Annotated in this window: 21 protein-coding genes; 13 read left to right on the forward strand and 8 right to left on the reverse strand. The window is 38.1% G+C overall.

The features are described 5' to 3' along the window. Positions 1-20: 20 nt before the first annotated feature. From HNR53_RS09610 to ltaS, 4 genes are all read left to right on the forward strand, one after another. Entirely contained in the window at positions 21-1049 is a 1029-nt protein-coding gene (locus tag HNR53_RS09610) for an electron transfer flavoprotein subunit alpha/FixB family protein (protein ID WP_184525306.1), read from the forward strand. Next, complete coding sequence (locus HNR53_RS09615) at positions 1042-2337, forward strand: FAD-dependent oxidoreductase (protein WP_184525308.1); 1296 nt, start codon at positions 1042-1044, stop codon at positions 2335-2337. The genes HNR53_RS09610 and HNR53_RS09615 overlap by 8 nt, the downstream gene beginning before the upstream one ends. Continuing rightward, on the forward strand, positions 2337-2621 hold the full coding sequence (locus HNR53_RS09620) for a ferredoxin family protein (RefSeq protein WP_184525310.1): 285 nt from the start codon (positions 2337-2339) through the stop codon (positions 2619-2621). The genes HNR53_RS09615 and HNR53_RS09620 overlap by 1 nt, the downstream gene beginning before the upstream one ends. 382 nt (positions 2622-3003) lie before the next feature. Then, the gene (gene ltaS / locus HNR53_RS09625) at positions 3004-4968 is read left to right on the forward strand and encodes a lipoteichoic acid synthase (protein ID WP_184525312.1); all 1965 of its coding nucleotides are present in this window, start codon (positions 3004-3006) and stop codon (positions 4966-4968) included. A 53-nt stretch (positions 4969-5021) separates the two neighbouring features. Here ltaS and HNR53_RS09630 read toward each other — a convergent pair whose 3' ends face one another. From HNR53_RS09630 to HNR53_RS09640, 3 genes are all read right to left on the reverse strand, one after another. Further along, the gene (locus HNR53_RS09630) at positions 5022-5735 is read right to left on the reverse strand and encodes a TVP38/TMEM64 family protein (RefSeq protein ID WP_184525314.1); all 714 of its coding nucleotides are present in this window, start codon (positions 5733-5735) and stop codon (positions 5022-5024) included. 121 nt (positions 5736-5856) lie between these two features. Further along, positions 5857-6357, reverse strand: a complete 501-nt coding sequence (locus tag HNR53_RS09635; RefSeq protein ID WP_184525316.1) for a MerR family transcriptional regulator — start codon at positions 6355-6357, stop codon at positions 5857-5859. 148 nt (positions 6358-6505) lie between these two features. Next, on the reverse strand, positions 6506-7405 hold the full coding sequence (locus tag HNR53_RS09640; RefSeq protein ID WP_184525318.1) for a TetR/AcrR family transcriptional regulator: 900 nt from the start codon (positions 7403-7405) through the stop codon (positions 6506-6508). Positions 7406-7592: 187 nt separating this feature from the next. Between HNR53_RS09640 and HNR53_RS23405 the strand changes: the two genes are divergently transcribed. Beyond that, positions 7593-7718: a hypothetical protein gene (locus HNR53_RS23405; RefSeq protein WP_281391788.1), complete on the forward strand. Its 126-nt coding sequence runs from the start codon at positions 7593-7595 to the stop codon at positions 7716-7718. A 64-nt stretch (positions 7719-7782) separates the two neighbouring features. Here the strand turns inward: HNR53_RS23405 and HNR53_RS09645 are convergent, their stop codons facing one another. Further along, positions 7783-7929 carry a hypothetical protein gene (locus HNR53_RS09645; RefSeq protein ID WP_377802221.1) on the reverse strand — a complete coding sequence of 49 codons (147 nt, stop codon included), beginning with the start codon at positions 7927-7929 and terminating at the stop codon, positions 7783-7785. 454 nt (positions 7930-8383) lie between these two features. Here HNR53_RS09645 and HNR53_RS09650 point away from each other — a divergent pair, with 454 nt between their 5' ends. Together HNR53_RS09650 and selB are read left to right on the forward strand one after the other, a co-directional pair. Continuing rightward, positions 8384-8584, forward strand: a complete 201-nt coding sequence (locus HNR53_RS09650; RefSeq protein ID WP_184525320.1) for a cold-shock protein — start codon at positions 8384-8386, stop codon at positions 8582-8584. Positions 8585-8727: 143 nt separating this feature from the next. Further along, positions 8728-10608 carry a selenocysteine-specific translation elongation factor gene (gene selB / locus HNR53_RS09655; protein WP_184525322.1) on the forward strand — a complete coding sequence of 627 codons (1881 nt, stop codon included), beginning with the start codon at positions 8728-8730 and terminating at the stop codon, positions 10606-10608. A 50-nt stretch (positions 10609-10658) separates the two neighbouring features. Here the strand turns inward: selB and HNR53_RS09660 are convergent, their stop codons facing one another. Next, a complete protein-coding gene (locus HNR53_RS09660) occupies positions 10659-11687 on the reverse strand; it encodes a M42 family metallopeptidase (RefSeq protein ID WP_184525416.1) in 1029 nt (342 codons plus the stop codon). A 223-nt stretch (positions 11688-11910) separates the two neighbouring features. Here HNR53_RS09660 and HNR53_RS09665 point away from each other — a divergent pair, with 223 nt between their 5' ends. The 4 genes from HNR53_RS09665 to HNR53_RS09680 all read left to right on the forward strand — a co-directional run bounded on the left by HNR53_RS09665 (position 11911) and on the right by HNR53_RS09680 (position 15165). Further along, positions 11911-12138, forward strand: coding sequence for a group-specific protein (locus HNR53_RS09665; RefSeq protein ID WP_184525324.1), 228 nt, complete (start codon positions 11911-11913; stop codon positions 12136-12138). A gap of 127 nt (positions 12139-12265) precedes the next feature. Next, positions 12266-12907: a nitrous oxide reductase accessory protein NosL gene (locus HNR53_RS09670; protein ID WP_184525326.1), complete on the forward strand. Its 642-nt coding sequence runs from the start codon at positions 12266-12268 to the stop codon at positions 12905-12907. A 256-nt stretch (positions 12908-13163) separates the two neighbouring features. Further along, a complete protein-coding gene (locus tag HNR53_RS09675) occupies positions 13164-14078 on the forward strand; it encodes a VOC family protein (RefSeq protein WP_184525329.1) in 915 nt (304 codons plus the stop codon). A 34-nt stretch (positions 14079-14112) separates the two neighbouring features. After that, entirely contained in the window at positions 14113-15165 is a 1053-nt protein-coding gene (locus HNR53_RS09680) for an amidohydrolase family protein (RefSeq protein ID WP_184525331.1), read from the forward strand. 71 nt (positions 15166-15236) lie between these two features. Here HNR53_RS09680 and HNR53_RS09685 read toward each other — a convergent pair whose 3' ends face one another. Together HNR53_RS09685 and HNR53_RS09690 are read right to left on the reverse strand one after the other, a co-directional pair. Further along, positions 15237-15509 carry a hypothetical protein gene (locus tag HNR53_RS09685; RefSeq protein ID WP_184525333.1) on the reverse strand — a complete coding sequence of 91 codons (273 nt, stop codon included), beginning with the start codon at positions 15507-15509 and terminating at the stop codon, positions 15237-15239. 402 nt (positions 15510-15911) lie between these two features. Continuing rightward, a complete protein-coding gene (locus HNR53_RS09690; protein WP_184525335.1) occupies positions 15912-16811 on the reverse strand; it encodes a LysR family transcriptional regulator in 900 nt (299 codons plus the stop codon). Between the two features lie 359 nt (positions 16812-17170). On the opposite strand from HNR53_RS09690, the gene zupT reads away from it, so the two are divergent. Beyond that, positions 17171-17977, forward strand: coding sequence for a zinc transporter ZupT (gene zupT, locus HNR53_RS09695; RefSeq protein ID WP_184525337.1), 807 nt, complete (start codon positions 17171-17173; stop codon positions 17975-17977). A gap of 158 nt (positions 17978-18135) precedes the next feature. Continuing rightward, complete coding sequence (gene speE, locus HNR53_RS09700; protein WP_184525339.1) at positions 18136-19020, forward strand: polyamine aminopropyltransferase; 885 nt, start codon at positions 18136-18138, stop codon at positions 19018-19020. Positions 19021-19073: 53 nt separating this feature from the next. On the opposite strand, the gene HNR53_RS09705 is transcribed toward speE, so the two are convergent. Further along, positions 19074-19760: an N-formylglutamate amidohydrolase gene (locus HNR53_RS09705; RefSeq protein WP_184525342.1), complete on the reverse strand. Its 687-nt coding sequence runs from the start codon at positions 19758-19760 to the stop codon at positions 19074-19076. Positions 19761-19765: the final 5 nt, after the last annotated feature.

Below are 19765 nucleotides of genomic sequence, written 5' to 3' on the forward strand. Positions count from 1 at the left end.
AATGGATTGGGGGATCTTTCATGATTGAAGATTACCGTGGTGTCTGGGTATTCATCGAGCAAAATGAAGGGGACATTGAAGGTGTCTCGTTAGAATTATTGGGTGCCGGGCGAAAATTGGCAGATAGTCTTGAAGTTCCATTGGCAGGTGTATTATTGGGGGATGATGTGAAACCGCTTACGTCCAAGGTGATTGCATACGGTGCAGATCTTGTCTACGTTGTTGACCATCCCGTTTTAAAGCATTACCGGACCGAGTCCTATATGAAGGGTCTCATTCGTCTCGCGCAAAACTATAAACCGGAAATTATTCTTTATGGGGCGACTCCTAACGGAAAAGATTTGGCCAGTGCGGTAGCGACTGACTTAAATACCGGTTTAACAGCGGATACAACCATGCTCGATGTAGATGTCGAAAAAAGATTACTGGAAGCGAGCCGACCGGCATTTGGCGGTAATATTATGGCTACTATTCTATGTAAAAAACACCGACCGCAGATGGCTACCGTGCGTCCGAAAGTAATGAAAGCCATAGAACCGGATTATAACAGACAAGGAAAGGTTATTGAAGAAACAATCTCTCTAAAAGAAGAGAATATGCGGACAAAAGTCCTTGAAATTGTCAAAGATGTCAAGAAAAGTGCCAATCTGGCTGATGCGCATGTCATTGTATGCGGGGGTAAAGGCATGGGAGATTTAGAAGGCTTCCAGCTCATTCATGAACTGGCCGAAACAATCGGTGCAAGTGTCGGCGGGACAAGAGACGTTGTTGAAGCTGGATGGCTTCCTCACGAATTACAGATTGGACAGACTGGGGAAACGGTGACACCTAAAATTTATTTTGCCATTGGTATTTCCGGTGCCATCCAGCATGTCGTCGGGATGAAGAATTCAGAGTTGATTATTGCAATTAATAAAGACAAAAAAGCACCTATTTTTGATGTGGCAACATATGGAATCGTTGGAGATGCATTCGAAATTATCCCTAGATTGATCGAGGAATTCAAACAAATTCGTGTGGAAGAAGGCGGTGAGATTAGCCATGTCTGAGAAATTTGATGTTATTGTCGTAGGAGCTGGTCCTGCCGGGACGGCATGTGCTTATACATGTGCAAAAAACGGCTTAAAAGTTTTACAAATCGAGAGAGGGGAATACCCTGGCAGTAAAAATGTGATGGGAGGCGTTCTCTACCGGAAACAAATGGAAGAATTGATTCCACAGTTTTGGCAGGAAGCACCGCTGGAAAGACCGATTATTGAACAGCGCTTTTGGATGATGGATAAAGAGTCTGCTGTTACCTTTGGCTATAAAGGACTGGAATGGGGAGTGGAACCGTATAATAATTTTACCGTACTCCGAGCCCAATTTGACCAATGGTTTGCGCAAAAAGCGGTGGAAGAGGGCGTTCTATTAATTAATGAGACAGTTGTTACTGAATGTATTGTTGAAAATGGAAAAGTAACCGGTGTGCGGACAGACCGTCCTGACGGTCAAGTTTATGCAGATGTAGTTGTTTTGGCAGATGGCGTAAACTCTCTTCTCGGAAAGCAGCTTGGATTCCATAAAGAATTGCGTCCAGACGAAGTGGCATTAACCGTCATGGAAGTCATTAATCTGCCAAAAGAAAAAATTAACGATCGCTTTAATTTAGAAGAGAATCAAGGATGCACGATTGAAATATTCGGCGATTCTACGAAAGGAAATCTTGGTACCGCTTTCTTATATACGAATAAAGAAAGTTTAAATATAGGAGTAGGGACGACCTTGTCCAGCATGATTCAAGCTAAATTAAAGCCTTATGATTTATTGGATTATCTAAAAAGCCATCCGATGGTCAAACCTTTGCTTGCAGGAGGGGAATCCGCTGAATATCTGGCCCATTTAATCCCAGAAGGCGGTTTCCGTTCTGTGCCGAAAGTAGCAGGGAACGGTGTATTAGTTGTAGGGGATGCAGCACAACTCGTTAATGCTATCCACCGTGAAGGTTCTAATATGGCAATGGCATCCGGTAAAATGGCAGCTGAAGCCATTATTGAAGCAAAGGAGCGGAATGACTTCAGCGAAGCAAGTTTAAACAGTTACCGGGATAACTTAAATACAAGCTTCATTATGAAGGATCTAGAAAAATATAAAGATGCTGCTCATACTTTTGAGCACAATCCGCAATATTTCCGCGAGTATGTACCGATGATGAACCAGGCAGCAAGTACTTTCTTTACCGTTGACGGTACACCGAAGAAAGAAAAGCAGAAACAGATCATGAACAGCATTAAAGGGCAAAAAGGAACGTTCAATGTAATTAAGGATCTCTATCGCGCTTGGAAGGCGGTGAAATAATGTCAACAACAAATATTGAAGAAAAACAATATCTTCTCCGTTTCAAATGTGATACAAAGTCCCATTTGACTGTATTGGACCACGACATTTGCATCACAAAATGCCCTGAGAAACTTTGTACGGTATTCTGTCCTGCAGAAGTGTACAAATGGGAAGGGACCAGAATGCAGGTTGGCTACGAGGGCTGCCATGAATGCGGCAGCTGCCGCATTGGATGTCCGTATCAAAATATTAAATGGGAATATCCTAAAGGCGGTCATGGGATTATTTTCAGATTGGCTTAAGAGTTCTTAAAAGTCACATGCTCCATTTTGCATTGGTTCATTATAAGAGCGGCTGTCCTATAATTATAGGGTTTGGCATCAAGGAAGAATATCTGGTATGCATGAAGGGAAAAATACTAGATAGATCCTAATCGAGATGCAAAGCACCTTTTAGGACAGCTTTTTTTGTAAACTGAGAAGCATACCCTGCCGGTATCTAATATACATAATTTCCCTGCTTGACATTTCCCGGAGTACAGGAGTATAGTTTACTCCTGTATTAATATTTTAGTTTAATTAATAGAGTGTGGGTTAAAGATGAATTAAATACTAGAAAGTAAAATAACAATACAATTTTCGTTAAGAATATGTTAAAATCTATTGTTAGAAGGCAGGTGCAAAAATGAATAAAGTGTTTAATATAGGTCAAAATATTTCTAAAAGATATATTGGCTTTTTCTTATTAGCTGTTTTTCTCCTTTGGATAAAAACATACCTGATCCAATTAACACAGTTTGATCTAGGAATAGAAAACACTCTTCAGAAATTCCTTTTATTTTTGAATCCATTGGGGTCATCTCTTTTATTTTTAGGAGTGGCACTCATATTTAAAGGCAGAAGAAAATATATATGGCTGATTATCATTGATTTCATGATGTCATTCCTTTTATATGCTAATATTTTGTACTATCGGTTTTTTAATGATTTTATTACATTGCCGACTATTTTTCAGACCCAGAACTTTGGTGATGTGAGCAGCAGTGTTGGTTCCCTTTTAGAGGGATATGATTTCTTGTTTTTTGCTGACATCATTCTATTAATTGGATTACTTGTATTTAAAATAGTAAAAATCGAAGTAAAGGATATCAGCCGCCGGAAAAGAGCTGCTCTTATTTCCTTAGCTTTAGGTATTTCATGTCTGAATCTGGCTTTAGCTGAAGCAGACCGTCCGCAATTATTAACAAGAGGCTTTGACCACCGATATGTAGTGAAATATTTGGGAACCTTCAATTATACCATTTATGATGCTGTTCAGAGCACGAAGGCTTCGGCACAGCGCGTTACAGCTGACAGTAATGATATTACAGAGGTTATCAACTTTACCCATTCCAATTATGCGGCTCCTAATCCTGCAACCTTTGGAATAGGTAAAGGAATGAATGTAATTTATTTACATCTTGAATCGACGCAAAACTTTTTAATTAATTACAAACTAAATGGGGAAGAAGTAACACCGTTTTTAAATTCTCTCACAAGAGATGCGAATACCATGTATTTTGATAATTTCTTCCATCAAACAGCACAGGGGAAAACAGCTGATGCGGAATTTATGCTGGAAAACTCTTTGTATGGGGTATCGCAGGGTTCTGCTTTTACAACAAAAGGATTGAATACGTACCAGGCTGCACCAGCTATTTTGGATCAGCAGGGATATACAACGGCAGTCTTCCACGGGAACTCCGGAAGCTTCTGGAACCGTAATGAAATCTATAAATCCTTTGGTTATGAGAAATTCTTTGACTCTAGTTATTATGAAATGAAAAAAGAGGATTTGGCTGATTATGGATTAATGGATAAACCGTTTTATCAACAATCGATTCCGTTGTTGGAATCATTGCCACAACCATTTATGGCCAAATTTATTCCGGTTACGAATCATTATCCATATCCAATTGCGGATGAGCTGGCTACTATCGCACCGGCCACTACCGGTGATAAATCAGTTGATTCATACTTCCAAACGGCTCGTTATGCGGATGAAGCATTGGAACAAATGTTTAATTATCTGAAAGAATCTGGTCTGTACGATCATTCGATTATTATTATGTATGGTGACCACTATGGTATTTCAGAAAACCATAATAAAGCAATGGAGCAGATAATGGGAAAAGAGATCACTCCATTTGAAAGCACAAATTTACAGCGTGTACCGTTATTTATCCGTGTACCCGGAATGCAGGGTGGCATTAGCCACGAATACGGCGGACAAATTGATGTTATGCCAACGTTAATGCATTTACTAGGGATCGATACAAAAAATTATGTCCAATTAGGGACAGACCTATTCTCAGAAGATCATGATGAGGTTATTCCTTTCCGAAATGGTGAGTTTGTTAGTCCAACGATCACAGCCATTGACGGAAAATATTATGATACCGCAACTGGATTGCAATTAACTGTAGACCAAAAAGAACAATTGGCAATTGCGAAACAATTTCAAGAAATCGTAGCAACAAAGTTAGCTCTTTCCGATAAAGTGGTAAACGGCGATTTATTGCGATTCTATACACCGGAAAACTTTACACCAGTTGATCGTACTGAGTATGACTATAATAAGGATAGAGACCAAAGTAATACAGAAAATTAAATAATGAATGAAAAAGGCTGCCTTTAAATGAGACAAGGCAGCCTTTTTGTGGATCAGGATCTATCGTGGAAATGTGTATGGTTTTGCTCTGTTTGATGGACGATAAGCGATTTTTGTTTTTGTTTATGGTTTCGTTTAAGAATATAAAAGATCATAATGAATAGTAGGATCAACGCACCCCAAACATAATGATTGACAGCAGAAGAAAAGAAGCCGGCTGGAATCAAAGTTAAAATAAAGAAGTAGAGAAAGTTTCCCGCAGCTGTTCCCCAGAGAAAATCTTTAAAATGAATTGAGCTTAAGGCTGCTAAAATATTTACCAGACTTGTAGGAACAAAAGGAAAGAGTCTTCCTTTAAATACATAGGAAAAACCTTTTTGCTCGACCGTTTGGATTAACTCCGGTTTAAATTTCTTCATTAGTTTATCTTGAAAGATATATTTCACGCATAAATAGATCATTGCCGCTGCGATGACACTGGTTACCCATCCCCAAATAAACCCTTTAATAAATCCAAACAACGTAAAATTAAGCGTGATAATTAAAATGAGTGGAATAATGGTAAAGGTATTTTGAATGATCATTAAAATGAGCGTCAATAAATAGGCAGAGATAAAGTTTCCAGCAACAGAAGCACGAATTGCCTGAATATCACCATTTAAAACAGAATGGAATAATTGACTATTTACTTTAGCAAACAGGGGGAGGAGAAATAATATCAAGAGTACTAAAATGAGCTTTAGCAAAAACTTGCTTTTATTTTTCATGCGGCACCAAATCTTTCTTTAGCTATTGGTCAATCATACTTTTATAATATCATCATATCATTTGTAAAGCTGTTAAAACAGCGCAAATAAAGGCTGACACAGCACCAAGCTGTGTCAGCCTTTATCCGAAAATGGCCTGAAAAAATTTATTCCTTTTTCGCGGTGTCTTGTTCATCATCTCTTTAGATGCCGCTGCTTCTCGGTCTTTCTGCAGAAGTTCCTCAATATTTGATAATTTTGCAGTTAAATTGGATATTTGATCTTGCAGTTCTTCGATCTCGCGGCGGTGTTGAAGGAGTTGGTAAGAAACAACCGAATCTGCCTTTTGTTGCAGACTATCTTCAATTTCTTTTAATTTGGCTGTTAAATTATCCACATAATCATCCGATTGACCAGTCTTTAGAGAGCCCGTTCTTTTACTGCTGCTGCAAACCTCAATTTCCTGAAGTATCTTTCCCTGCTGCAGCTGGTTTTTTACTTCTTTTAATAATTCAATATCTTCCTCAGAAAAAATAAAATGTCCTAATTCATTTCGTTCCATTTCTAAACCTAATTGTTTAACCCAGCGCTGTACGGTACTGACGGATATCCCTAATAATTCAGCAACTGCTCTAGTATTCAATTATTCTTCCCTCCTTTATTTACATCTTCTCGGTTTGTTTAAACAATCCTGCCAAGATGACAAAACAAGAAGGAATTCGGCAAAGAAAATACAGCAAACCAATATTTGTCGATATTTTGCTATATTGATGAGAAAAACATCCAGGAAATTAATAATCTTTTAGCACATGTTCAGATAAGAGTTGCTTCAGTCTCGACAGCTCTTCCGTTTGCTGGATTTCGGGACAGGACTGTATTGATAACAGAGTACTTTCAATTAAAAAAAGTCTTGGCTGTTTGGACTTCGTTAATTCTTCATGCATAAAGTTTAAGTTTTGCAAATGCTTCATGCGCACTGCTTCCGTTTGCACAACATGAATAATCGTTTTCTTTAAATCCGCGAGGGAAGAAAAGATTTCATTATAGGATGAACAACTATTCTCTGAAGAAGGAAGCCATTTTTTGAATAAATCAGGATCCAGCATTTGAACTTTTGCTGCACTAACATCCTCGACCATTTGTATCAGCCTTGCAGTACAGTAGCGGATCACCTCTAGTCGGTTAAAATAACTATCTTTAGCGAGTACATTATAATGAAGCGACTGATGTAACATACCAAAGAATAGGATAGCGCAATCTAATAAATAAGGGCGCTTTTCTTCGCCGAAAATATCTACTAAGCGTTCAAACATCCAGCTTAAATGGGCAAATTGATACTCAGTAATAAACATTTTTAAATCAGGATCGTTGGAAACCAGGATTTCGCTAATTAGTGTAAACAATTTATTCGTTTTATTAGATTCCATAATAATATCTATCTGTTTAATAAAGATCTCCATATCCGCTCGGTTTTCCCCGATTAACAATTCATTTCGTTTAACCTCGTGCTGTTTGCGTATTGAAATAAGAACTGCTTTAAATAAATCACTCTTTGATGAAAAATAATTATAAAACGTTCCTTTAGAGATACCACTTTCATCTAAAATATCCTGCACAGAGGTGGATTGAAATCCTTTTTCAATAAATAATTGATGGGCTTTATTGACCACATGCTGTTTTCTTTCGAACATCGAGTACCACCTTAATTAGATTTGAACTATAATGATTAAAATAATACTATATAATGATGAATTAGATTGCAAATTTTGAAAATTTGTGAATTCTGTGCTTGATGGACTGGCATTGCATAATTTGCGTTCAGTAGTAAAATATAATAGGGCAAAACCCTATTTTAAGACTAAAGGAAGGTAGACTAATATGACCATTCATGTTTGTCCAAAATGCTATGCTGAAGGAAAGCTGGTAGAAGTGAAATTTATCGGCAATTCCGGTATTGTCTATTGGTGTGATGAGTGTAAAGAAGCGTATGAAGAAGATGAATAACATGATATACATAGAATAAAGCTGCCATATGAAAGGGCAGCTTTATTTACGCAAATATGAATCATTATGCTGCAGATTTACTAATTGCTTCATTCCACTCGTTAATCCTGCTTGAGATTAGTTCGCAGAATGGAAATTCATTATAGACTTGATTGCTCTGTTGATGGAATTGAGAAAGATCACTTGTTAACAGATGCTCTTTTTTAGTCATTTGTTTTCCTCCTTTTAATGTAAGATAAAATGCACAGTATGCGGACAAGCTGGTGACGCTTAGATAAAAGAATCAGAGTATAAGTGGGATTTACAGATAAACATATTCAAAGTGAAAACATAAGAGGGACAGAAAAATAACATATATTGGACTGTCTCCACTTAAAATGATTCAACATATAGTAAGGTGGAGAACGAAATCTTAATTCAAAGTGCCGTACTTATGATAGTGCTTACATCCTTAATATAAAAGGAATGACGGGGACCTTTCCTTGACATTATCGATGAGAAATGGTACATTTTAATTAGCCTTTTTGCATCGTGCTAGAATTTTGCAAACTGCTTATTCGAAAAAGAACTACCTGTTTGGATGAGTAATGAAAGTAAAGCTATTACGTTGTAAATGGTAAATTTTTTACATGGCTTTTTCTAAGCCATTAGGAGGATTTTTTTTTATGAAAAACGGTAAAGTTAAATGGTTTAATTCAGAAAAAGGTTTCGGATTTATCGAAGCTGAAGACGGAAACGATGTATTCGTACATTACTCTGCAATCCAAACAGACGGTTTCAAAACTTTAGAAGAAGGTCAAGACGTATCTTTCGAAGTAGTCGAAGGAGCTCGCGGACCTCAAGCTGCTAACGTAACTAAATTATAATTCGACCATATGATGAAAGCTCAGCCATTATTGGCTGAGCTTTTTAAGTGTTTCTCATATTGGCAGCCTCCTTTTGCCAGAAATAGAATCCCCAAACGCAACATGCTATAATGTTAAAAAAGCAGAAAAAAGCAGGTGCATCCATGAATAAACGATATTTTACCATTGGCATGGCCGGGCATATTGACCATGGAAAAACAACGTTGACAAAAGCATTAACGAATATTGATACCGACCGTTTAAAAGAGGAAAAGGAACGGCAGATTTCCATTGAACTGGGATTTGCTCCTTTATACGAAGATGAGGAGATCGAGATTTCTGTTATAGATGTTCCAGGACATGAACGCTTCATTCGCCAAATGATTGCCGGGGTGGCCGGAATTGATCTCGTTGTCCTGGTTGTAGCAGCGGATGAAGGGATTATGCCGCAGACACGGGAACATTTAGAAATATTAAAGTTTTTAGGGGTCCAAAGCGGGATAGTAGCGATAACAAAAATTGACCGTGTTGAAGAAGAATTTATTGATCTGGTGAAAGAGGACATATTCACGGAGCTGCAAAACACGGTCTTTGAAGAGGCTCCCTTTGTTCTTGTGGACAGTGTTTCGCATAGAGGAATTGAGGACTTAAGAACGATGATTATCGAGCGTCTAAAAGGACTCGAAATGCGCGATATCCGGGGTGCTTTCCGCCTGCCAATCGACCAGGTCTTTACCGTAAAAGGGCAAGGAACTGTTGTTAGAGGGACCGTATATGAAGGCTCAGTCGAGGAGGGACAGGTATTAAAGGTGCTGCCAAAAGGACTGAATGTCAGGGCGAGGCAAATTCAAGTCCATCATCATCAGAGAGAAAGAGCGTTTGCCGGACAAAGGGCTGCGATCAATCTATCAGGTGTTGCAAAAGAAGAGCTGGAACGCGGAGATGTACTTGTCTCATCAGAGCATTTTATTGTCACGAAAACGATTGATGTCGCGATACATATGGTAAGTGATTTGGATTATATCGTAAAGCAGAGAATGCCGATTAAATGTCATATTGGAACGGCGGAGGTAATGGGACAAATTGTTTTCTTTGATCGAAATGAAATTGAAACAGATCAATCAGAAATTCTTTGTCAATTAAGGCTTGATGAAGAAATCGTCACTAAAAGGGGCGATCGCTTTATCATACGCCGGCCAAGCCCGCAGGAAACGATTGGAGGGGGCTGGGTAATTGAACCGCGCGGTGAAAAGTATAAATTCGGCTACCGTACCATCGAACAGTTGGAGCAAAAAAAGGAAGGAACGCCAAAGGAAAGAATAACAGCGGCACTGGTGGAGGAAAAGAGTCTAACACTCCCTGAACTAATCAAAACAACTTCTTTGGATGAGGATACGATCGTTAACGAAATCAACAGTGATGAATTTGTCTTGTTTAATAAAAAGGAATATACGCTTCTTTCCGTCATAGAGACGATTCAAGAGGAACTGATCGATCGACTTGGATTATATCACTCACACCATCCGATGAAACATGGAATGAATAAAGCAGAGCTTTTCCATTCGTTAGAGAAAACCTTTCATAAATCTTTATTGGAATATGTTTTAAAGCAGGCTGTTGAAAGTCAACAGTTGAAGAAAAAGGAGCAATTTATTGCTTTACAGAGCTTTATGCCTTCCGTGCCGAAAAACTGGCAAAAGCGGACAGAGAATTTACTCGGTAAATTACGTAAGGACGGCTATAACGTCAATCCTCTCAGTCATTATTTTCAAGGAGAAGGAATACCGGAGCATCTAACAAATGACCTGAAACGATTTTTGGAGGAGCAGGAGCTCGTTTACTCACTTGATGGTCAGTATTATTGGCATGGCGAGGTTTTCAAAACGGCTGTTGAAACACTGCGGAGCAAAACAGCAGCGGAATTTACCCTCCCAGAAGTAAAGGAGATACTTGGGGTATCACGAAAATTAATGATCCCGTTTTTGGAAAAACTGGATCAAATGCAAATCACTAAAAGGGAAGAAAATAAACGAATATGGCAATAGAAAGCTTAAAGTTATGTATAGAAAGAAAAAGCCGGGATTTCCCGGCTTTTTCAATGATGGACGATCATCTCAGACTGAATATATTGATAAAGCAGTTTGGCTGTATTTTCAAGTGATTTTTCATGTGTCCGTTCAAAGGCATGGGAGGAATCAATACCTGGTCCAATTAAACCGTGAACGATATCATGACCTGACCGGATCGCTGCTGAGGCATCGGAGCCATAATAAGGATAGATATCAATTTTATAATCAATGTTATGATCCTTGGCCAGCTGGACAAGTTTTTTCCTCAGTCCATAATGGTATGGTCCGCTTGCATCCTTTGCACATATCGATACCGTATACTCATCAGTAGCCTGCCCGTCGCCGATTGCTCCCATATCAACGGCTAAAAATTCAACTGTTTCGGGAGGAATACTTGAATTACCTCCATAACCGATTTCTTCATTATTGGAAATGAGAAAATGGGTGGTAAAGGGAAGTGTTAGGTTTTCCGCTGTGAGCCTTTTGCATAACTGCATAAGCAGCGCAACGCTTGCTTTATCATCAAGATGCCGGGATTTAATAAATCCTGCCGGCGTGATTTCTACCCGTGGATCAAAGGAAATAAAGTCACCAACTTCAATTCCCAGTGCTCGGACATCCTCGGCATTATGAACTTCTTCGTCTATTCGTACCTCCATATTATCCTGATTGCGCTCCAGCTTCCCTGCATCTTTATAGACATGTACCGATGTTTGATGCATGAGGATTGTACCCGTACAGGTTTTACCTTCGGAAGTTTCAATGAAACAATATTCTCCTTCAATGGAGTTATAGCGAAAACCCCCGATTAAATCGATTTTCAATCGTCCGCTGGGCTTTATTTCCTTTACCATAGCCCCTAAAGTATCCACATGGGCCGTCAGCATGCGGTGACGGGAAGCATCCCTGCCAGGAAGGGTGGCAATTAAACCGCCTTTATGATTGCGTTTTGTGGCAATGTTTAGACCTTGGAAAAATTGTTCCACAAATGAAATGATTTTATAGGTATTGCCGGAAGGACTTGGAATGGAAACTAGTTCCTTTAAAATAGACATCGTTTCTTTTGCGCTAGATTGGTTCAAGACATGATCTCCCTTCTAAATGACTATTAATAGTATACCGCGGCATGCGCAAAATGAGAAAAATGAGGACCATTTAGCGAAATAAAAAAAATCAGCGTTATTATTTGCTGCTGTAGCGGAAGCTAAGTATAATTTACTATGCATGACCTAAAGATACATGGTTCCATTATGAAGGAAACACGAAGGGGGTAATGATATGAGCGAATGCAAATTAGATCATACACATGATGATGTCCGGAAAAAATATGAATCACAGCTTGAGTTTCTGCCAAAGGAAATGCACCCTTTGTTCGAACATTTTTTTGCTAGTCAGCATTCACAACAAGTATTAAATGGGTTATTTCATCTGTTAAAAAAATATGATTTGGTCTCTGATGAGGAGAAAGAAGAACGAAATAAAAAAATAATACGTTTATTTACTTAGCAATCATTTCTATAGGAAGTCATTATTTACAAATTTAGCCAACCACACAAAAATTTCTTCATAATTTCTCATCTTTCTCACAATTGAATGATAGGATTAATTCGAAACAGAACAAGGGGGAAAGAATATGAAGAAATTTTCGTTCGCGGTCTTATTTTTATTATTTATTTTGCTATTCGCTGGCTGTGGTACCGAAGAAAAAGCGAATATAGAAAAGAAAGGCAATGATGCCAAAACAACAGAAACAGCAAAAACGGAGCCTGCTGAAAAAGAGAAGACAAATAAAGCAGCCAAGCCGCAGGAACCAACAGCAGAGGATCTATGCTATTTTTGTAATATGAAAATTTATACAGAGGATGAAGAGATGGGCGTCTTTACTGCTCAGGCAGTGAAAGAAGACGGAACCCATGTTTATCTGGATGATTCAGGATGCCTGCTGAATGCTGAAAGGAAATTTAACGAAAATTTTACTAGTTCATGGGTTCGCGATTATAACACAAAAGAATGGATTGATGCGGAAAGTGCCGTTGTTGTAAAGGCAGATGTCCAAACACCAATGAAATATGGCTATGCCTTCTTTAAGGATAAAGAAAGCGCCAACAAATACATGAGCGAAAATCAAACGAACGGTGTTCTTTCAAGCTGGAAAGACATTGATACTGAAGCGGAAAAACGCTATATGAAAAAAATGCAAATGCAGGCTGAACAGCAAAAAGAAGCAGGAAATGCTGATGCTGCACACAACCAGGAAATGAATATGAATCATTAAAAAAAAGGGGGGCATAACAGCCCGCCTTTTCTATTGAGTTTAATGGCAAAAAATAAGATTCACAATAGATTCAATATAAATGAAAAGAGCAGTTTTGGCAAAACATATAAACAACATGACAATATTGTAAAATACTAAAAATAATCTTATAAACATAGTGAAAAACCCAAAAATATGTGATTAGACATTTTTCTAATAGTAAGTTAAATTTAATATATATTCAAGAAACTTATTGACACTAACAGGGGGTACTGACATGATTCGTTATAAAAAGCTAGGATATGTTGTATTAAGTGTAACTGATCTGGATAAATCAGTAGATTTTTATGAAAATATAGTGGGGATGCAATTTGTTGAGCGAGAAAATGAAACCGCATACCTCAGAAGCAGTCACGATCACCACAATTTAATCCTGCAACAAGGAGAAGAAGCAGGTTTAATCCGCGTAGCTTATGAACTTGAAAAAGCTGAGCAGTTCCAAGGAGTATTTGATTATTTAACAGAAAAAGGTTTAAATCCTGAGGAATTAGCGAAAGAAGAATGCCAAAAACTAGCGCAAGGCAGAACATTACGCTTCAAAGATCCATATTTAGGCGTTACGTATGAATTGTATGTTGAAATGATGCAAATGGGAACTCCATTCCAGCCTAAAACAGCAAGAATCACAAGATTTTTACACGTTGTGTATGAAACAAATAAATTTGATGAATTAGTTGAATTCTTTACAGAAACATTGAACTTCAAAGTTTCTGATATCATGGGTAAAGAAACAGGCTGGTCTTGGATGAGAGCATTCCCATCTCCATATCACCATGACTTTGCCTTAACAAAAGGAAAAGAAAATAAATTAAATCACCTTGCCTATCAAGCAGAACGTGTAGATGACGTTGGTATTCAAGTAAACCGCTTGAAAGATGCGAATGTTCCAATTCTATTTGGACCAGGAAAACACCATCCATCAGGAAGTATCTTCTTATACTTTGCTGATCCAGACGGCTTTACAATCGAATACAGCCAAGGTATGGAAGAATTTCCTGAAGAAAACCCACGTGAGGCTCGCCGCTTAGAACCAACTATGTATACACTAGACGAGTGGGGCGGAAAACCAAATCCAGGCTGGGGCGAAAAAGGTAAATTAATTGTTGAAGAGCCTGAAAAAGTAAATAATTAAATAAAATTAAGTTTTTTTATGAGGAGGCGTTAAAGTGGCAGACGAAAAACACTTTCGTGTAGACTTTCATACACATATTATTCCGGGGAATTTCCCTGATTTAGCAGAAAAATACGGAGACGAACGTTTTCCAACATTAAAGCATACTTGCGATTGCGGTGCTGAAATTTACCGCAACGGCGGTCTGTTCCGTAAAATTGACCATTTAGCATGGGATCCTAAGAAACGGATTGAACAAATGGACAAAGAGGGAATCGACGTCCAAGTTCTTTCACCAATCCCTGTAACGTTCACTTATTGGGCAGATGCAGACAAATGTCTAGAATTATCTCAAGTACAAAACGATTTTATCGCAGCTACTGTGAAGGAATACCCTGATCGCTTTGCCGGCTTAGGTACGGTTCCATTACAAAACGCTGAACTGGCGATCGCTGAAATGGAAAGATGTATAAATGAATTAGGATTAGTAGGGATCGAAGTAGGAAGTAATGTAAACGGACAAAACTTTGATGAACCTGAAATTCAAAAATTCTTAGAAGCCGCTGCGAAAATGGACGTGCCAGTATTCGTACATCCATGGGCAACAGTCGGTCAAGAGAGAATGCCAAGACATCGTTTTATGTATTGCATCGGAATGCCTTCTGAAACAGCACTTGCAGCTGCAAGCGTGATTTATAGTGGGATTTTAGATAGACATCCGAACTTAAAACTATGCTTCGCACACGGCGGCGGTTCATTCCCTTATGTCCTTGCTCGTATCGATCAAGCTTGGGAATCATGGCCAGATTCTCGTAAAACAGAAGAAAAACCGAGTCATTATGCGAATAAGTTTTATTTTGATACTCTTGTTTATGATCCGCAAAACCTTCAATTTATGATTAATAAATTTGGTACTGATAAGTTAATCGCTGGATCTGACTTCCCGTTCGTGTTACGTGAAGTTCCTTCAGGTAAAGTGGTGGATGTGATGGAAAACCTTTCTGAAGAAGATAAGAAGAAAATGCTTGGGGAAAATGCAATTGAATTCCTTGGTCTTAAGAAAGAAGACTTTATCAAAAAAGCTGCGGCTAATACAAGCGAAAACTAAGAATTGAAAAAGAGAACTTTCTTTTACTAGCTTATAGAAAAAGAAAGTTCTCTTTTATATAATTGTATGTTTTATACACATTGAAGGATATTATACTCCTTTAACAAATATTTTATTTTAAACATGATCGTATTAAACACTTCATTTTTATAAACCGCGAGCAGTGCATCCTTCATTTGAAAACCTTTAAAGAAGAAATTAATTTTATTTTTCGCAAATCGGATGATTTGTTCTTGATAAAATAATTTCCTTTGTTCCATTTTTTGGCGAATTTCATCCGTTAAAGCAACGATGAATTGCAGGACAGAAAATTCAAGTTTGCCGCAATATTCTGGAATCTCCATATCAGATACCCCCTTCGATGTCAAGAGACACGATAAAATCTTTACAATACCTTTACATTCCCTTAATATTATTTTAAAGGATCGTTTCTGAAAATCAACCTTTCCGACAAAACTTGTCAAAACAATGTTTGTAAACGCTTAAATATAGTCAAAAAAAGTTCAATGGCGAAATTATTGTCGAATAAAGAATTCGAGTTTTCGAACTTGCGGTTTCATTTCCTGGTGAAATGGCGAGGGAATTAGGAATTGTGTGATAGGTGAATGAAAAATAAGGATAATCACAGAACGTATCATCCGATAACCGTATCCTTTCACTAGGCAAAGGAGTGTACGTTCTGTTCCATATTTTAGCGCTATTATGTATACAATCCGATAAGGACTGGACCTGAAGACAGGGATGATTCACATCCTGCCTGGCCGCAAAGTCTTTAATGTCGTTTCAAAATAATGCAGAAATAAATGGAGATTTTCCCATTTTGGAGAATCGTTTTTATAAATTCCGGTCACATCAAAGATTAGGTTATCAAATTCAGGAAATGGAATGACCTCATAATCTTTTTTTATGGTCACAGTGTCAATTCCTAATGCTAATTCTGGAATAATCCCGAATCCCCAGTTGTTTTTCACCATTAACTTCACCATTTCAAATCCGCCTACCTCAATCCGCTGCAGATTTTCAACGCCGACTAATCTTTCATCAATTTGAACAGCAATTGGAGTTTGGCGGCGGTAGCAAATCATGGTTTGTCCGACTAAATCCTTCAGTTTTATCTCTTCTTTGTCCGCTAATTCATGCTTTTTACTAACGATGAATTTCAGTTTTTCATGAAACAGGCTTTTTGATTCAAGATTGGTAAAGGAAACGACGTTTCGTATCAGTCCAATATCGATCTGCCCCTCTGAAATCATTTTTGAAATTTCCATCGAATCATCCGCTTCAACAATATCGAATAATAAATCATGTTCTTCCTTCATTAAAGACAAAACCTGAAAAATAAGGGATTCAGAAATAGCTGGAGATAGGCCGATGGATAATGTTGGTACCTTCAATAAATCAACTGTTTGTTTTGCTTCATTCATATAGTTGACTATTTTTCGGGCAAATGGGAGCAGAACCATTCCTTCTTCCGTTAAAATGATTTTTTTCCCATTTCGGTTAAATAGTTTACAATCAAGTTCCAATTCCAGTTTTTGAATTCTTGCTGTAACAGCAGGCTGTGTGACATTTAAATGATCTGCGGCACGTGAATAATTCTTTAATTCAGATACAGCAATAAAGGTTAATAGTTGTTCGTTATCCAAGTTTTTCTCTCCCCCGAAATAATTTAGAAACGAATGGTTCTTATTCAATACTATTATTTCAAATAAATATTTCCAATCAATATTTCCAATATTAAAAATAACATAGAAGCCGCTAAATTAAAAACGTTTACACATTTACTAACAATACTTTTATGTTGCTTATTTTGTTTACATTGAATTAAAATGTTTACCATAAGAAACGTATTTTTGATAGACGCATATAATAGGCTCAAAGAAAAATTTTTAAGGTAAAAGTTGTACAAAGTCAACAATTTTTGAAAAGGGAAAGTTAGGGATCGTTGTCGAATATAAATGTCGTTCTGATATTTTCATACAAGTCTCTAAGGGAGGAAAAGTAAATGGAACCCAATGTATTAATTGCTTTAGGACTGACGTTATTTGCTGGTCTGGCAACAGGTATAGGAAGTGTGCTGGCATTTTTTGCTTCCACAACAAATACAAAATTTTTATCTTTAGCACTTGGATTTTCTGCTGGTGTGATGATTTATGTCTCGATGATTGAAATATTTGTGAAAGCAAAGGATGCTTTAGTAGGTGAACTCGGAAATGTACAGGGGAATTGGATCACGGTCATCGCTTTTTTTGGCGGTATGGTATTGATTGCCTTAATCGATAAATTTATTCCGAAGCAAAGCAATCCGCATGAACTGAAGAAAATAGAAGAGATGTCACAGCCTGCAGCTATGAAAGATCAAACCTTATTAAAAATGGGGACCTTTACCGCTCTTGCCATTGGCATTCATAACTTTCCAGAAGGGATTGCGACCTTTGCATCCGCCATTCAAGATCCGGCACTGGGGGTTGCGATTGCCACGGCCATTGCTATCCATAACATACCGGAAGGAATTGCTGTCTCAGTACCGGTCTATTTTGCAACAGGAAGCAAGCGAAAGGCATTTAAGCTCTCCTTTTTATCTGGTTTATCAGAACCTATTGGAGCATTTTTAGCTTATTTAGTCTTAATGCCGTTTTTAAATGATACGATGTTTGGCATTATTTTTGCCGCCGTTGCCGGAATTATGGTGTTTATCTCACTAGATGAATTGCTTCCGGCAGCAAAAAAATATGATGAAGCACATACCTCCATTTATGGATTAATCGCCGGTATGGCGGTGATGGCAGTAAGTTTGTTGTTATTTATTTAACTTAAAAAAACCCCCTAGTGAAAAAAGGAGAACATATCAGTCTTTCACTCAAGGGGATTTTTTGCGTTCTAAGGAGAAATTGGCCATTTAACTAGGACAAGTCCATTGTTTCTTCATATTGTATATCATAATCACAAACGACAAAGCAGGTGAAAGGGATGGCGAAGGAACGCTCTCTTTATGGGTTTCATAAAGAGAACAGCACGGTATGGATACGGAATTTTGTCGGCAATGCCAGGATTGAACAGTGGTACAAAATTCATTCCTTACTTCATTATGAAAAATCTACTTATCAGGAAATAAGTATCGTGGAATCAAAAGGATTTGGAAGAATGCTGGTATTGGATGGAACGCCGCAAAATTCCATGAAGGAGGGATTTATTTATAATGAAATGATCAGCCATATCCCGCTTGTCACACATCCTCATCCGAAAAAAGTAGCGATGATTGGCGGCGGTGATTGCGGACCGGCACGGGAAACGATGAAATACAAGGAAGTGGAGCAAATTGATGTGGTTGAACTTGACCCCAAGGTGACGGAATTATGCAGAAAATATTTGACACCTGCTTCCGCATATGAAAATGAAACAAGATTGACGATGATTCATGAGGATGGCTATGATTGGATACAAAAACAAAAGGATCTATATGATATACTCATGATTGACCGTCCGGATCCAGTTGGTCCGGGAACTAAATTATTTTCCAAGGAGTTTTACCAAGCTGTCTATGATGGTCTGACAGATGACGGGATTGTTGTTTTTCAGTCTGGTTCTCCTTTTTATAATATTTCTACTTTACAGCGTACCGTAAAAAATGTTCAAGTCCATTTCCCGATCGTTTATACGTATTTAGTTACGATTCCATTATTCCCGTGCGGCATTTGGAGTTTTACCTTAGCATCAAAAAAATGGGATCCGCTTAAGGCTGATCTCACAAGACTTCAGGATCAAGACACACAGTACATTGATAGAGAGGTTTATAAGGCGGCATTTGCTTTACCGAAATATGTAAAAAAACTAGTGGATGAATCTTCGTCATAAAATACAAATGATTTAAGAGCTGTTGCACAGGGTAAATAAAAATGCAGCAGCTCTTATTTGCGTTTACCTTCTGCTATTTCCGTTTGAAAAGTAAGAATAACTTGGGAAAGAAGACCGACCATTTCAGTTTGATGTTTTTCCCTCAATGTCCGAGATAATTCAATTTGAAACGTATGAAAATGTGATCCGTAGCCCATGTAGCCGACACCATCTCCCAGCCGATGATAAACAATAGATTCATCGCCATGAAAAAGCTGATCAAATTGAATGCTAAGTTGGGGCATGAGTATTTTTGCCTTGGCGGTAATGGTTTTTTGCAGCCATTTTTTCATTTCCCGGGAACAGGAGAGCCCATTAAGCGTACCTATTTCAATCCCATATGGACCGTAATGCTCATCCTTCATTCCGTGAATGGTTAAATGGAGAAATGGTTTGACTACACGATGTTGTTCCCGATCCAAAAGCTGTAAATACTGCAGAATTTCATTGATCGTTTTCCGGTACTGCTGGATCGCTTTGTTATTTTGACCGTCCTCTTTTCGATTTAAATCCGAAACCGTTCTGGACACGATGCTGATTATGCCCGCACAGCCCGTTTTCCTGACAAGATTTCCAACGATTTTTCCGGTATATAAATCAGCTTGAGGCCCTTTAGCGTGCTGCGCATCCACTTGACAAAATAATTTGCCGTTCCCTTTAAAAAATTGGATATAATCTAGCTTTTGGAATTGGATACTCATTCCGG

Source organism: Bacillus benzoevorans (assembly GCF_014207535.1).
Taxonomy (GTDB): domain Bacteria; phylum Bacillota; class Bacilli; order Bacillales; family Cytobacillaceae; genus Bacillus_BD; species Bacillus_BD benzoevorans.

Excerpts from the sequence above, each read along its gene's own strand:
- HNR53_RS09610 (WP_184525306.1), top strand. The coding sequence starts at position 21 with ATGATTGAAGATTACCGTGGTGTCTGGGTATTCATCGAGCAAAATGAA.
- HNR53_RS09615 (WP_184525308.1), top strand. The coding sequence starts at position 1,042 with ATGTCTGAGAAATTTGATGTTATTGTCGTAGGAGCTGGTCCTGCCGGG.
- HNR53_RS09620 (WP_184525310.1), top strand. The coding sequence starts at position 2,337 with ATGTCAACAACAAATATTGAAGAAAAACAATATCTTCTCCGTTTCAAA.
- ltaS (WP_184525312.1), top strand. The coding sequence starts at position 3,004 with ATGAATAAAGTGTTTAATATAGGTCAAAATATTTCTAAAAGATATATT.
- HNR53_RS09630 (WP_184525314.1), bottom strand. The coding sequence starts at position 5,735 with ATGAAAAATAAAAGCAAGTTTTTGCTAAAGCTCATTTTAGTACTCTTG.
- HNR53_RS09640 (WP_184525318.1), bottom strand. The coding sequence starts at position 7,405 with ATGTTCGAAAGAAAACAGCATGTGGTCAATAAAGCCCATCAATTATTT.
- HNR53_RS23405 (WP_281391788.1), top strand. The coding sequence starts at position 7,593 with ATGACCATTCATGTTTGTCCAAAATGCTATGCTGAAGGAAAGCTGGTA.
- HNR53_RS09645 (WP_377802221.1), bottom strand. The coding sequence starts at position 7,929 with ATGACTAAAAAAGAGCATCTGTTAACAAGTGATCTTTCTCAATTCCAT.
- HNR53_RS09650 (WP_184525320.1), top strand. The coding sequence starts at position 8,384 with ATGAAAAACGGTAAAGTTAAATGGTTTAATTCAGAAAAAGGTTTCGGA.
- selB (WP_184525322.1), top strand. The coding sequence starts at position 8,728 with ATGAATAAACGATATTTTACCATTGGCATGGCCGGGCATATTGACCAT.
- HNR53_RS09660 (WP_184525416.1), bottom strand. The coding sequence starts at position 11,687 with ATGTCTATTTTAAAGGAACTAGTTTCCATTCCAAGTCCTTCCGGCAAT.
- HNR53_RS09665 (WP_184525324.1), top strand. The coding sequence starts at position 11,911 with ATGAGCGAATGCAAATTAGATCATACACATGATGATGTCCGGAAAAAA.
- HNR53_RS09670 (WP_184525326.1), top strand. The coding sequence starts at position 12,266 with ATGAAGAAATTTTCGTTCGCGGTCTTATTTTTATTATTTATTTTGCTA.
- HNR53_RS09675 (WP_184525329.1), top strand. The coding sequence starts at position 13,164 with ATGATTCGTTATAAAAAGCTAGGATATGTTGTATTAAGTGTAACTGAT.
- HNR53_RS09685 (WP_184525333.1), bottom strand. The coding sequence starts at position 15,509 with ATGGAGATTCCAGAATATTGCGGCAAACTTGAATTTTCTGTCCTGCAA.
- zupT (WP_184525337.1), top strand. The coding sequence starts at position 17,171 with ATGGAACCCAATGTATTAATTGCTTTAGGACTGACGTTATTTGCTGGT.
- speE (WP_184525339.1), top strand. The coding sequence starts at position 18,136 with ATGGCGAAGGAACGCTCTCTTTATGGGTTTCATAAAGAGAACAGCACG.
- HNR53_RS09705 (WP_184525342.1), bottom strand. The coding sequence starts at position 19,760 with ATGAGTATCCAATTCCAAAAGCTAGATTATATCCAATTTTTTAAAGGG.